General features: G+C 64.4%; 12 protein-coding genes and 1 pseudogene. 4 read left to right on the plus strand and 9 right to left on the minus strand.

What is annotated here, in order from left to right:
- From BMX65_RS33275 to BMX65_RS04295, 5 genes are all read right to left on the minus strand, one after another.
- Positions 1-84 (minus strand): DUF2637 domain-containing protein (locus BMX65_RS33275; protein WP_244905663.1); only part of this gene is annotated, 84 nt, incomplete at its 3' end.
- An 84-nt stretch (positions 85-168) separates the two neighbouring features.
- Positions 169-1,515 (minus strand): FtsK/SpoIIIE domain-containing protein, encoded by a 1,347-nt coding sequence (locus tag BMX65_RS04280; RefSeq protein ID WP_074998820.1) that lies wholly within the window; start codon positions 1,513-1,515, stop codon positions 169-171.
- 2 nt (positions 1,516-1,517) lie between these two features.
- On the minus strand, positions 1,518-1,868 hold the full coding sequence (locus tag BMX65_RS04285) for an SCO3933 family regulatory protein (protein ID WP_027760583.1): 351 nt from the start codon (positions 1,866-1,868) through the stop codon (positions 1,518-1,520).
- A 313-nt stretch (positions 1,869-2,181) separates the two neighbouring features.
- Positions 2,182-3,408, minus strand: a complete 1,227-nt coding sequence (locus BMX65_RS04290) for a helix-turn-helix domain-containing protein (RefSeq protein WP_074998821.1) — start codon at positions 3,406-3,408, stop codon at positions 2,182-2,184.
- Positions 3,398-3,712 carry a putative quinol monooxygenase gene (locus BMX65_RS04295; RefSeq protein ID WP_074998822.1) on the minus strand — a complete coding sequence of 105 codons (315 nt, stop codon included), beginning with the start codon at positions 3,710-3,712 and terminating at the stop codon, positions 3,398-3,400. The genes BMX65_RS04290 and BMX65_RS04295 overlap by 11 nt, the downstream gene beginning before the upstream one ends.
- A 230-nt stretch (positions 3,713-3,942) precedes the next feature.
- Between BMX65_RS04295 and BMX65_RS04300 the strand changes: the two genes are divergently transcribed.
- The 3 genes from BMX65_RS04300 (at position 3,943) to BMX65_RS31190 (ending at position 6,273) form a co-directional block, all read left to right on the plus strand.
- Entirely contained in the window at positions 3,943-4,356 is a 414-nt protein-coding gene (locus tag BMX65_RS04300; protein WP_143081805.1) for a hypothetical protein, read from the plus strand.
- Complete coding sequence (locus BMX65_RS04305) at positions 4,353-4,748, plus strand: hypothetical protein (RefSeq protein WP_074998823.1); 396 nt, start codon at positions 4,353-4,355, stop codon at positions 4,746-4,748. The genes BMX65_RS04300 and BMX65_RS04305 overlap by 4 nt, the downstream gene beginning before the upstream one ends.
- A gap of 553 nt (positions 4,749-5,301) precedes the next feature.
- A complete protein-coding gene (locus tag BMX65_RS31190; RefSeq protein ID WP_162637677.1) occupies positions 5,302-6,273 on the plus strand; it encodes a restriction endonuclease in 972 nt (323 codons plus the stop codon).
- A gap of 192 nt (positions 6,274-6,465) precedes the next feature.
- Here the strand turns inward: BMX65_RS31190 and BMX65_RS04315 are convergent, their stop codons facing one another.
- The 4 genes from BMX65_RS04315 to BMX65_RS04330 form a co-directional block, all read right to left on the minus strand.
- Positions 6,466-7,974, minus strand: a complete 1,509-nt coding sequence (locus BMX65_RS04315) for a hypothetical protein (RefSeq protein WP_074999237.1) — start codon at positions 7,972-7,974, stop codon at positions 6,466-6,468.
- A 37-nt stretch (positions 7,975-8,011) separates the two neighbouring features.
- Positions 8,012-8,467 (minus strand): hypothetical protein, encoded by a 456-nt coding sequence (locus tag BMX65_RS04320; RefSeq protein ID WP_074998825.1) that lies wholly within the window; start codon positions 8,465-8,467, stop codon positions 8,012-8,014.
- A gap of 1,319 nt (positions 8,468-9,786) precedes the next feature.
- The gene (locus BMX65_RS32700) at positions 9,787-10,155 is read right to left on the minus strand and encodes a hypothetical protein (protein WP_162637676.1); all 369 of its coding nucleotides are present in this window, start codon (positions 10,153-10,155) and stop codon (positions 9,787-9,789) included.
- 895 nt (positions 10,156-11,050) lie between these two features.
- On the minus strand, positions 11,051-11,698 hold the full coding sequence (locus BMX65_RS04330) for a PE-PGRS family protein (RefSeq protein ID WP_338068952.1): 648 nt from the start codon (positions 11,696-11,698) through the stop codon (positions 11,051-11,053).
- 756 nt (positions 11,699-12,454) lie between these two features.
- Here BMX65_RS04330 and BMX65_RS31865 point away from each other — a divergent pair.
- Positions 12,455-13,238, plus strand: a pseudogene (locus BMX65_RS31865) (IS5 family transposase); the annotation flags it as partial.
- Positions 13,239-13,305: the final 67 nt, after the last annotated feature.

A 13,305-nucleotide genomic window follows, 5' to 3' on the forward strand; every position in this document is an offset into this window, starting at 1 on the left:
GTCGTGCAGGTGGGCGAAGGACAGCGCAGCAGCGATGACCGCCTGCACGAGCACGGCATCGACCCGGGCGAGGTGGGCGCGCATCGGGGCACCTCCTTCCTGTTTTCGGCATGGGAGGGGTAGGGAGGTGGCGCGAGGGCGGTCGCGCCGGCCGGATTGGGGATCGGGTCAGGCGGTGGCGGGCCGGGGCTTGGTCAGCGAGGCAGGCTGGAACGGCTTGAGCGCGGGCAGGTCGGGCACCAGGTGCGCGGTCCGCTCACACGCGACAGCAGCGTCGGCCAGGGACAGGTACGGGGTGCGGATGCGCGACCAGCCGCCGGACGTGTCACCCACGACCGCGAGACCGGGGCGTTCGGGCGCGATGGTGCAGGCCGCGCCGACCGCTTCGGGGGCGTTGTCCCCGAGCGCCATCTTTGCGGAGGGTTCGTCGTTGACGCGGTGGCAGACGCGGCCGGAGAGTTGGGCGCGGAGCATGGTGGCGCCTTTGCCCAGCTCGGCACCGAACCGCTGCCCGCACACCTCCAGATAGATCCCCGCAGCCCTACCGAGCTGGGCCAGCCGGATCAACCGGGTGACCATCTCATCCCGCCGCTCCTCGTCCTTCCGCGAAGCGACGAGGAACAGTTCGGCCACCTCATCCACGAACAGCACGATCGGCACCGGCCGCTCGCTCTCAGGCAGGCCCCACACTTCCGAGGTGATCTCCTCATCCGGCGTGGACGGGGCGATGCCCTGGCGGGCGCGGATGAGGTCGTAGCGGTCCTCCATCTCCCGGACGAGTACGGGCAGCAGCTCGGCGGCCTGCCCCGAATCAGTCGCCAACGCGGACAGCCGAGGAGCGAAGGGCGCCAGTTCCACGCCCCGCTTGCAGTCGATGCCGGCCAGCGCGACCCGCTGTTCAGCGAGCCCGGTGATCAGGTGTCGCAGGTACATGGACTTGCCCGACAGCGTGGCGCCGAGGACCAGTTCGTGCGGGATGGCGCGGTAGTCGCGGACGAAGGCGGTTGCGTCCTCACGCAGTGCCACCGGCACCCGCAGGAACCCGCCGCCTGCCTTGCGTGGCATCCGTACTCGTTGCAGGACGTCGAAGCCGACCAGACGCAGTTCGACCACACCGGGCTTGACCGGCTCCACGTAGACGCCATGCACACCCCAGGCATGCCGCAGCCGCTCAGCCGAGGCAGCCACGTCGGCAGGCTCCTGCCCCGGCGCCAGCCGCAACCGGATGCGCAGGCCGGTCGAGGTCGGCCGCAGCATCCCCCGACGAGGCGGCACCGGCCGCACCTCACGACGAGTCGCAGCCCGCACAGCCAGCACCCGAAGGCGGGAGGGCGGCACGGTCAGCCCGCACGAGTCCATGACCGACCCGTACGAACCCACCAGGCGTGCAGCCGAGGCAGGCATGCCCACGGCCGACCAGTAGGCGGCAGGGTGCCGGGCCCGGAGGTAGGCGGCACCGGCACCCAGACCGGCCGCGGGGCCGCCTACCTCCATCAGCGTCATCAGCTCGGACACGGTCAGGCCCCCACACCCGCCGGAACGGCACCCGGCGCGACAGCAGCAGCCCGGTAGGCGATGCCGTGCCGCTGCTGCCCGTTGAACACCGACTCCCACGGCCGAGCCACCAGACCCGGCAAAGAAACCGGCGCCCCCAGCGCCAGCCCCTCGGAAATGCCACTCTCCGGAACGGTCACGTGGATCAGCGAGGACTCGCCCTCATCGATGTAGACGACGCCGACCTTCATCAGCGACTCACCGCTGGTGGCGTCCTTGGCGATCTCGCCCGTCTGGCGGTCCCGCACCTTCGGCTCGGGGATCTCGGTCAGCAGGACTGTCGCGGTGGACGTGTCAATACGGATCGTTCGCACGACGCAGTACTCCCTTTGCGATTGCCCCATTTCGGGGCATAGGACAACAACTAGTCACGCAACGGGAGGTTGACCGCTTACCGACTGGGCGCGATACGCTTCGAGAAGCGTTGATGCCAACGACGCACCCGGCCTGAGTGGGCTGCCTCCCGCTCAGGCCACATCTCTTCTGTGGCCTCTGAAGCGCATCGGTGCGGGTCTGCCTTCCCGCGTCGGTGCGCTTTCGCATGCCAACATCCCCTGCCCTGCTGGTTGCAGAGGGGCATGTTGACGCTCACCACAGTAACCCGTACTCCAAGTACTTTCTAGTACTTCACGTACTAGTCCACACTTCTTGTACGCCCAGCTCGTTGGCCAACCCTCTGAGCTGGTCGGATGGTGGCTGGCTCATGGTCAGCAGGTCCGAAACGAGCTGCTTGACCAGGGGCATGGCGCGCACCATCTCCGGTGACAGTTCGCGCGCCTTGAGCAGCGCTTCGACCGCGGGTCCGACCTGTCGCCGCTGGGCTTGCGCTCTGGCGATGTCGAGGTTGAAGCGCGTCTGACGCTCCGAGGAGAGCGCGGAGGCGTCAATGTCCCGTGCGGCTCGCAACGCGACGCCGGCGTCGCCCAGGTCCACCGCCACCGAGACCTCATGCAGGCCGACGTTCGTCGGCCCGAACTCGGTGTTGTAGTCGTTGCGCCCCTCTCCGACCTGCTGCGCCATGGACCGGGCTTCGCTCAGGAAGTCGTACGCGGCGTCAGCGTTATTCAGGCGTGCGGCGGCGACAGCTCGCTGAAGCGTCAGAGCGCCACGAAGGGCCACCGCCGCGGCCTCCCCGGAGTCCGCGAGAGGGCGGAGTGCGTCGGCGGCGGTCCCGGAGGCTTGCGCCGCCTGTTCGAAGTGCCGGGCCCCGAGGAAGACGATGGACAACCGGAACTCCCCGGCCGCCATCAGGAGCGGATCATCAGCGCGCTCGGCAGCGACCACGGCGCGGTCAACCGCGATCCATGCCGCTTCCGCTTCGCCCATGTTGGCCAGGGCGCCGCTGCACGTGTGGTACATGGCGGCCATCAGCCGGAAGAGCTGCGGACGCTGCTCTTCGGGGCCGGACCGCACGGCCCCCTCCAGAGAGGGGACCAGCTCTTCCAGGAGTTCCGCCAAGTCCGCGTAGTTCCCGCCATGCGCAAGGGACCATGCCCGGTCGACCTGGGCGCTCAGCGCGGCGACATCCGGGGGTTCGTGCCGGCCGAGGATGGCGGTCAGGGAGTGCGCGGCGCTCAGCACCAGGCGAAGCCGGTTGGCACCTGGGGGCTCGCCGTCTGCAACCGAGGCGACGATCGGAGCCTCGGCGGCCAGTTCCCCCACCGGAAGATCGAGGGCGTCGGCGACCTTCTCCAGTACCGTCATGCGGTCGATCCGGCGCACTCCGCGTTCCACCTGGGAGACCCACGCTTCTGAACGCTCCAGGAGCCGGGCGAACTCCTTCTGCGACAGGCCGCGACGTTTGCGATTGAAGGCGATCTTCCGGCCGAGCGCCTTCGCGTACTCAGTGCTCAACGTCGACGCCCTTGCCGGACATGAGGTCCAAACGGTCCACCTGGACATCGGCCACGTACAGGTCCCGCTGAGCGAGGAACGTCTGGACGTAGCCCTGCGACTCGTGAGCCTCGAAAGCGCCCCGGTCGCGGTAGAGCTCGTAGAAGATCCGTTCCAGTGGCCGGCCGTCTACGCGGTGAACCGCGTAGATCAGCGTGCCCGGCTCGTTCTCCTTGATCAATTCCCCAGTGCGCGAGACCAGGGCATCGAATTGTGCCGCGGCGTCCTCGTCCTTGCACGTGAAGCGCACCATCAGCCCGAACATGCGTTCTCCCTTCGCTGATCACTCGTCTCGGCACCACACCTCAGCGTGAACCGTATGCGGCGATAACCCGCACGAAAAGTACGATCCCGCATCTGCGCTATCCGCACACGGGGTACGGTGCTGATACTAATTGTACGGCCGTGACTCCTTCGCGTCAGCCGTACCCCAGCTTTGCCGTGCAAACGTGCAGGTCACCCCAGGGAGGGCCGATGTCACGCAACCTCCGAAGCTTGATCGTTTCGACGCACCCATTTCCGCACCAGGCACTCAAACACCAGAGCTGCACAGCGCCCCCTCAGCCAGCAAGCTTCCGCCGGCATCGCTCCGGCAGCGCGACACCGAAGCGCGCCTACCACTGCGAAGCAGCCGCCTACGCGCCGGCAACGGGCCGGTCCTTCGCGCTCGGGACATGCTCGGCACCCACTCCACGGCTGGCCCTGCGCTGGCTGCTCCACCGGGCGGGCCACATCGCAGACCAGCTCGACACCCCCGCAGCCAAGCCCGTACTCCACTGGCTCGGCGACCAAGCCGAGCACGAGCACGCACTCTCACTCCTGACGAGGGGCGAGACCTACACCTTCACCGTCTTCGACGACACCACCCGGTACGCCCTGTCCGCCCGCGCCACCAGGAGCGCACAATGAGCCCCGCAACCCTCACCCGGCACGGCTACTGGTGCGAATGCTGGACCCAGAGCCCGGCAACCGGAACCGCCCCCGCCCTGCTCGGCTCCTTCGACGCCACCACCCCGCGGCAAGCCATCCACTGGGTACGCACCAGTCTGCTCACCATCGCACCCGCCCTGGACGACGAGCCCTACCGCCAAGCCCGCTACTGGGTGACAGACGGACAGACACACTCAGCCCAAGCACTGCACCACGGGCGTTCCTTCAGCCTCACGCTCACCCAGCACAGCACCCGCATCGCTTGGACCGCGCGACCGGTCTCCTACCTGCCCCTACTCCACCGCCAGGGCAGGCAACTCCCGACCTGCGCCTATGAGTTCGCACCCAGGCCACGAACCAGTCGCGCGTAACAACTTTCTCTACGACTTCAAGCACCCGGCTGCGCTCCGCTCCGCCGGGCGCGCCTCGGCTCCGCTGCGGGCGCCGCTCCTGCCTCCGGCCCGCTCCGCACGCGCTGCGCCGACGCGCGCCCACGAATGGGTAGGGCTGGGCTATGAGCGGCGAGCATCGCGCGACCCACTGTCAAAACAGTGCCTCCGGCGGGGGCGCTCAGGCTCCGAGATGGACGGGGCGCTGTTCGCGGGTACCGGCCGAGTGTGACGTGCGCCGGGAGCTCCCATCCCGTCTGCCGTCGACCGAGGCAGAGCCGAGCAGACGCGGCCCCTGGCATCCAGGTCGTTCGTACGGTGGCGCGCTCCACCTGGACGCCAGGAACCACGCCCGCTCCACGGTGTGTGGGTCGACGGCAGACGGGATGGGAGTTGGGGAAGGTGATGGTACAGGTCGAGCATGCAAGAAGGGATTCCGTTCAACGGCACCCCTGACACGGTGACTGCGGTGTATAAAAGCAACAGGCGATAGGTGACTAGCTCACAAGCAGTTCGGGGGCGAACGGAAATGCAAATGACTCTTTGGGGCGACGATGAATTCGCCTCCCTCGATATTGTCCCATGCTACGACGAAGCAGTGGCCGCCGCTTCGGAGGATTTGGGGGACGACCAACAACAAATTGACAACGAAATTCTACTCAATGGCATTACCAAGCCCAAGCGCGACCTTGAGGAGTTCTCATCCCTCACGACAGTTGAGGCATATGGAACACTGGCAGAACTCCCCACTGTCTACACCAACTGCCCTTTCTGTAATGCAGGAATGCATTCCTTCGAGGAACTGCACGAGGATCCCTATAACCCTGATGACGTGCCCAACCTCACGGCTCGACACCGCCTAGATTATTGCCAGAATTGCAGGCACTGGCGGCTACACGAGGCTCGATCGGAATGCATAATCATAAGAAATGATGGGTGGTATCAACACGCCCTTACTGTATTGTCATCGAAAACTCGCACCTTCGACGAGCGGGCTCCCGAGGGAACCCTTCAGGAGATTTCACAGTTCTTCCGACGACACCCGAATCTGTACCACAGCGTCTCACCGGTATACCTCGAAAAACTTACTGCTCGAGTCTTCAAAGAGTTTGGAAACCATACAGAAGTTCGTCACGTTGGACGCCCGGCAGATGGAGGTGTTGACGTGCTCCTCATCGAGGACGAGGAGCACTCCTGGCTCGTGCAAGTTAAGAGAAGAGAAAATCCTACTAAGGGTGAGTCGGTTGAGACGATCCGCAACCTTCTTGGCACCATGATACTTGAAGGAAAAACTTTGGGGGCCGTAGTCTCTACTGCGGATCACTTCACATTGCCAGCGCGCAAAGCAGTCAGGAACGCCTCCGAGAAAGGGTTCGTCATTGAGCTTGTCGACCAAAAATCATTGGATGCGATGCTCTCTCGCGCTCTGCCTGCCGAACCTTGGCGGGACGTACTCTCCAAGATTGAGGAAGAGCGGAGCAAGTGGTTCGACGAGAAATGGCGTTGAGGGTTTCCTTACCTACCGAGGCCGGGAAACACCGATTCGTATCAAGCAGCAGAAACTATCGTTACATCCGTATTGGCTCCCGAAATCCCCATCCCCGCGCACCTTCCTCAGCATCGGTAACTCTTAGACGCGGAGTAGACCAGAGTGCCCCTTGACTTAAGTCAAGGGGCACCAGTTCAGACGCGACCGACCCTACTTTGCGTTGACGTCCGAGGTGAGCTCCGTCCAGGTATCGGAGAGGACCTTGTTCAGAACGAAGCCGATCGTTGCGGCCGTGTTCTGAGCTTGCCCTTCGACGATCGTCTTCTTCCCTCCCTCGGTTCCGTCCTTGATCTCCCTCGTCTTCTTCTTTCCTTCCTTATCCAGCTTGTGTCCGGTCACGTCAATCCAATGCTGACGGTACCTAACCCAGTCGATTGACGAGAGTCGCGACTTGAGTTCGTCGAGAGACAGCGCCGACGTGGGCGGATCGGCCTTCGCGACCTCAACCAACTTACGGTCCACCTCGATCAATTCTGTTGGAGTGGAATGATCACTCGAAAGCCCCAGGCCAGCACCCAGCGGTTCTAGCTCATGACGCATGGCTTCGTGATAGGCCAGCGCGATAGCTTTCTGCGCAAAAGCCCATCCGTGAATGTACAGGCGACGGTACGGCTCCTGGTGCTTGGGAGTGGGGTCAGCCCATTGAGTACCGAAGGTGTCGCCTAGCATCGTGAGGAAGTCTCGGCAGTACGGCGCAAACCGGTCGACGTGATGGTGTTTGATCTGCTCCGGCTTTTTACTTCCCTTGCAAATTACGTTGAGAAGCATCTGGTCCATGGTCGAGAGGTCGACAATGAACTTTGTGGCTGTCTCCGAGGTTCCACCAGTTCGACCATCCGCAAGGCGGCCGTCAAAGATAGTTCCCTTTACCGCCTTCTCCCTTATAATGGCGAGCGCGGACGAGTTATCGAGGCGCGATACAAGGTTCTTGTTCTTCTTCGATCCACGCCCGTTTCGATCGGCGAAGCTCTGACCAGCCCTGAGGACGTCGACGTTAAGTTCAATCTCAAGGGTGGTACCGAAGGTATCGAGCGCCCCTGCCTTGATTGCCAATCCTGTGCCCGCAGCCTGAAAAAGCGCCGCTGTCTGCGTTTGCCCGTCGGACTGCATTACGGGAGATTTTGGCAGATATAGCGTACCGTAGAGGGCCATTGGGTTACTCTCGTCATATGCAACGAAGATCGTTTGCCCGAAGACAGAGCTCGATTGCCATCCACTAACAGTCGGAAGGTAAGCGACGCGCTCCCCCCTGATGGCTTCGATGTTGTAATTCCTGAAGTGTGCGAGGTTATCCTTCTTCGCCCCCTTGAAGTCCGACTGTGTTTGCTGATGAGCCTCACTCATGCCGATTTCGTCGTAGTCGTCACCAGGCGGATTCGCCGGGTTATACCTGACAATTTCGATAAATTGCCGAAGCGTTGGATGCAACGTGGCAGTGATTCGGTAGCTAGGCGAAGCTCCCTTGAGAGCGAGGATTACCCCCGGGATTGCATGACGTTTTCCGATCTCGTGCTGAAACTCGTACTTGCTATTGAGGAACGCTTCCTGCGCAGTTTTGTCACTCTGGAAGCGAACAACTTTGAGGTTGAAGAATTTTTCGTCTTCGGCGACCTCACTGTCAGGGATGAGCGTTGCGGACGGGATCATCGGGAAACTCATGAGTAACACCCTTCTCGTTTTCTACTGCCCGATCGTTTCACGATTCCGCTGGTTCAACCGCAGGCGGAATAAAGGGAATATTGTCGGCATCCACTACTTGCGACGGAACAGTTCCGGCTCGGCGCAACATGGACGGCAGTGTGATCATTTCGATACCGAGATTAAGGATCTCATTAGCTTCAATGATCGAATCGGCGAATTCGAAAGCAGCAAGGACTGCACGGACTTGACGACCGGGCGAACATTTACGCTCCATGGCCAGATAGGTAAGGACTTGGCCCAAGCCGTTGTAGTCAGCCTGGATCTTGAACTCCCAGACCCGCAGGACGTTGTTCGTATCAACGGTCTTCATGTCGGCACGAAGGCCAACCTCTGGAAACATCAACTCCGTCCGGACCAGGCGCTCCTGAGGACGGAAATCCACGAGTCGGCGCGCGTAACTGTCCCGGATGGCGCACTCGTGCGCGAAGTCCTCTGCGAGATCGTCAGCCACGTCTCCCCCTCGAAGACCCTTCTCTTGAAGAGGTGTCAGCTTCTCAGCGCAGTGACGGCCTGTCAAACTCGCGAGGTCGACGGCCCTTTTGCGTACGGCGGATCTGGCGTGCCGTCATGAAAAGAGAGCTCCGGTAGAGCGACGTGGACCACTGGTGGACTAGGCTGCCCATCACCCGACACCGCGAGGCGGTGACCAGCACGTATGTCACGCCCGCACGCCCCCTCCGGAGCCGTGTGCTCCGCTCGCCGCGGAAGGACTCACCGGCAGCAACTGCTGACTACGTGGCTGAAGCCGGTGGAGGTGCAGGGAGGGCGTACGCGCGCCTGGTCCGTCACCGTGGCTGACCGTCGGCTGAGGTTCGTGCCACATGCCTGCCAGATGCAGGGGGCAATACCGGTACCCCGAGGTCGAGTGGCAGTTCGCTTCCTTGGCCGACGAGGCCGTAGCTCAGCCCACAGGGCCCCCAGCCTCTCCTAATGCGGGTGCCGGTGTGACGCCGGGCATCCCGCCGTGCGAGACCTGTTCTTACATGCAACTCGGCTGAGCCTGGTGGCCGGCGCACCGGGCACACGCGCGCCTGATCGTTCGGCGCCCCCGCCGTCGTGGCGGGCTTTCTCCGGCTGAGGTCACCACAGGGGCCGTTGCGGTACAGCAGCGAAGTACAGCAACCCCCACAACCGCAGGCAGCCCGCACCAGCCGCAGACGCCCCGCCACAGGCCCCAGCCGACCCCACCGACCACCCCGCCCGTAGTTCGGGACGAAGAGGTCGTGGGTTCAAATCCCGCCACCCCGACTGAAGAAACACCAGCTCAGGGGCCTGATCCTCATCGAGGGTCAGGCCCCTGACTCGTTTCCGGGGCACCTTTGGGAGCGGTTTGGGAGCCGGGCTCTGGATGTGGCTCCCAGCCGACTCCCCGGGAGCCCAGCGACGCGCGACTCCCGAGCACAGAGTCCTTCGGTTCGGAGGAGTTTCCCCGAACAGCCGTCCCCGAGTGGGCACCCACGGTACGACCATGTGCATGCACCGATAGTCATCGCTCAACGAGCGTCAGCTCACGCTGCTCCGTCGCATCGCGGACGGAACAGAGCCCGTCGCCTCCGATTCGCCAGACCTCGCCCTGACCGCAAGTGCGTTGAGGGAGCGGGGCCTGATCACCATGCCGAAGGCTGAGGGGAGATGGCGGGCCGAGATCACCTATGCCGGCCGCTTCTATCTGGAGCACGGACATCATCCGGACAAGCCCGCGCCAGCGCCTCGGAGGAAGACGCTCACCGCCGACAAAGCAGACGCCGAGCGCGGTACTGCGCCGGCTGCTCAGTCGTCCACGCCGAGCGACGTCCCGGCCAAGGCGGCCACGCCGGCCTCCCGCCCATCGCCCGCCCCAACCTGGAGATCCCCGGACCCGCCCTGATCGAGAAGGTCCAGAAAGCGGGCCGCTTCCTGCGCATCCCGAACCCGGAAGCCGCGGACCGGGCGCGCTACCGTCGTGCCTTCGACACGGCCCGCCAGTGCGCTCCGCCCGGCTACCACCTGAAGTACAGCGGGAGAGCCAAGGGCGACTTCTTCCTCGGCCTGCTGCGGATCACGGGCGAGGACGACGCGGAGTGGAACCGGATCCGCCTCCAACGCAGTCGCGTGATCTCCGACATCGACGACGTACTCGCGGCCGTCGCCGCGGATCACAGCGCCTTCGAGATCACGGACGACGTGCTGCCCCGAGTGCAGTCCCTACTCCGTCTCCTGGCCGAGGAGGCGGAGAACCGTCTGTGCGGCCTGTCGGTCTCCAAGAAGCGCAAGCAGCCGCGCCCCCTGCTCACCGTGCACGGCCGCACCTACGAGGTGTCCTTCAAAGAACGGCAGAAGCGTGTGCTGTACGTGCCGAAGCCGCCGGGGAGAGAACGTACGACTGGCAGCGCGTCACTCCGCAGCATCGCCTCGAGCCGTCGGACGACCTGGAACTGCACATCAGCTCATCCAGCAACTACAGCCGGAAGAAGGACTGGGGAGATACGTCAAAGAAGCCGGCGGAGAGTCAGATCAGTTCGGTCTCGCGGACGCTGAAGTCTCGCGCCGAGGAGGAGGAACGCGCTCGAAAAGAGCGGGAAGCGGAGCAGCGACGACTGCGGGAGGAGCGAGAGCGGAAGGAGGAGGAACGCAGACGCCGAGAGGCTGAGGAGCGGAAACGCACTCAGCAGGATTGGGAGACGGCGGTCGGCAAGGCGAAGGTGAACGCCGTGCAAGCCGCGCAGGCCGAGCGCTTCGGGACGGCCTGCGAGCAGTGGCGGACAGCCGGCGAGATGCGCACCTTCTACTCTGCCCACGGACGCAGCCGACCGCACCACGGATGCGGACGAAAGCGATCGCCTGCGTCAGTGGGCAGAGTGGGGGCAGGCGGAAGCCGACCGACTCGACCCCACCGTGAGCGGCCAGGGGCTGAGCGCACACCCCTTTCAAATGGAGCCAACGGACGACGAACTGCGGCCGTTCCTCGACGGCTGGCATCCGGAACGTCCCGAGAAGGAGAAGCCGAACGCCGAGGCCGCTCCGTCCAAACCGGAGCCATCGCCATGGCAAGGATTCACAGACGTACCTCGGGATCAAGGCTGAAGATACGGACGCCAAGGTCGCACTCAATGGTTGAGGCGATGACGCCGTGTCCGAGACGACGTAGTTCCTCCAGCGCGCGCTCGACGAGCTTCCCCAGACGCGTCACTTCCTCCCGCAGAGCCACCATCTCTTCGTAGCGCTCGGCCTTCTCCTCGCCACACCACTCACGAACGGTGCGGAGCATCGCCGCATCAGCGTCGAGCTTGCGGTCGTCACGCCGCCATGAGCTCCAGGAGTACTGCGAGCGCTCATCTTCGATAGCCCGTTGCTTGCGGTCCACCTTCGGAAGGGTCTCGTCCGCGCGGCGCTGTGCGACCCGGCGGGCGATGCGTTCGGTGAGAGACCAGCCCGCCAGGCACCGGTCGTTGCGGTCCTGGAACAGCATGGGATCGGCACTCAGCTCTCCGGGATCCATACCAAGGATCTGTGCCGCGCTCTCAAGCGGGCCGAACTCTAGTACTCCCGCGTCGGCCACGGTGCGGCGCAGAGTCAGCCTGCTCTTCGGACGGACGAACCCCAAGACCATGCGGGCCGCCTCGAACTCACTGCTGCACCGTACCTCCCGCGACGCGTCGGCCAGGGCCAACTCCGCTCGGTCGTCGGCCAGAAACGCGTTCACGTCCTCCCATCGCGCCAGAAGACATCGGGCCCCACCCGCTCCTGCAGGCCGGCCTCGTCCCCGTCGACGAAGCGGACGTGCGCCCGCTCGGAGCGCCCTGATCCACTCATGCGGACGATCTCCACCCGGCGCACGTCCGATCCCAAGTCTTTCGGTGCCGCCCGATAGGCCCAGCTCTCCCCAAGATCCATGTGCCCATTGAGCCAGAACGGGCGACCCCACCACTGCTGTTTGACGACTCCCATGGGGGCCGACGCGGACACTGCAGCCCCTTTCACATGTCATATGGAGAGCACATAAAGACATCAAATCACTCCATCTTCACCATGCTCTTACTGAAACTGCCGTTCACTGAAGCCCAACCTTCGCCTCAGGGAGAAGCAGTGGACCCGAGAAGTGCTGGTGCAGTGGGGGTGGACTTCCCCTATACCTCGCGGACGACCTGCTACATCGAAGTTCACAAGGATGGCGACGTCACACACGGCGCGGACCGAGCGGCCTACGAGCGAGCCGTGACGGGAGAGTCTCGGCTCTACGCGGTGTGGCCCGGCGAGTGGTCGAGTCACCTGTTCGTGATCGACGATCTCGACGAGTACGCCCGGGCCCGCCGGGCCGCGGTTCCGGCCAGCGCGTGTGCCGCGCCCGCGGCGCCTGGCAGCCGGATTGGAGGTGATCAGGCCCTCGTCAATCGCGTCTTCGAAGACCAGGACCCTCGGCGAGTACGTCGCGGCATGCGCTCATCAGCCGCCCGGTGACGTGCTGGGGCACCTGGGCCGGGAGGCCGGCAAGCTGCTCGCCGTGGTGCCCGAGGCGCCGTCACGGCCGCAGGGCGGCGGCCGGCGTCGCCACGGTGACCGTGAGGTCCTGGCCGCGACCATCTTCGTAGCGACCTCGGGCTGCAAGTGGCAGCAGTTGCCGACGGTCTCGTTCGGCCCGTCCGGTGAGACGGCGCATCGCCGGTTCACCGAGTGGACGAAAGCCCGTGTGTGGGCCAAACTCCATCGCCTGGTCCTGGACGAACTCGGCTCCCGCGGCGAGTTGGACTGGTCGCGGTGCGCGATCGACTCGGTCAACATGCGAGCCCTGAAGGGGGGACTGACAGATCCGAATCCTGTTGACCGGGGCAAGTACGGTTCGAAGAACCATCTGATCACCGACCGGACGGGTCTACCCCTGTCCGTCGGCATCTCGGGTGCCAACGTCCACGACAGCCAGGCCCTGGTCCCGCTGGTGAAGGGCATACCTCCGATCCGATCCCGCCGCGGCCCTCGTCGGACGAAGGCCCGGCAAGCTCCACACCGACAAGGGCTACGACTACCGGCACCTGCGGCAACGGCTGTCACAGAGAGGCATCCAGCACCGCATCGCCCGCAAGGGCGTCGAGAAACCGTAGCGACTCGGTCGACACCGCTGGACCATCGAACGAACCATGGCCTGGCTCGGCGGCTGCCGTCGGCTCCACCGTCGCTACGAACGCAAGGCCGAGCACTTCCTCGCCTTCGCCAGTCTCGCCTACACTCTCATCTGCTACCGCCGTCTCTTAACGCCCTCGGAAAAGCGCATGAAAGCTGGCCCGGCCCGTGCGATGTACGGGGTCATGGCCAGAG

The sequence above is a fragment of the Streptomyces qinglanensis genome (genome assembly GCF_900111245.1).
GTDB lineage: Bacteria > Actinomycetota > Actinomycetes > Streptomycetales > Streptomycetaceae > Streptomyces > Streptomyces qinglanensis.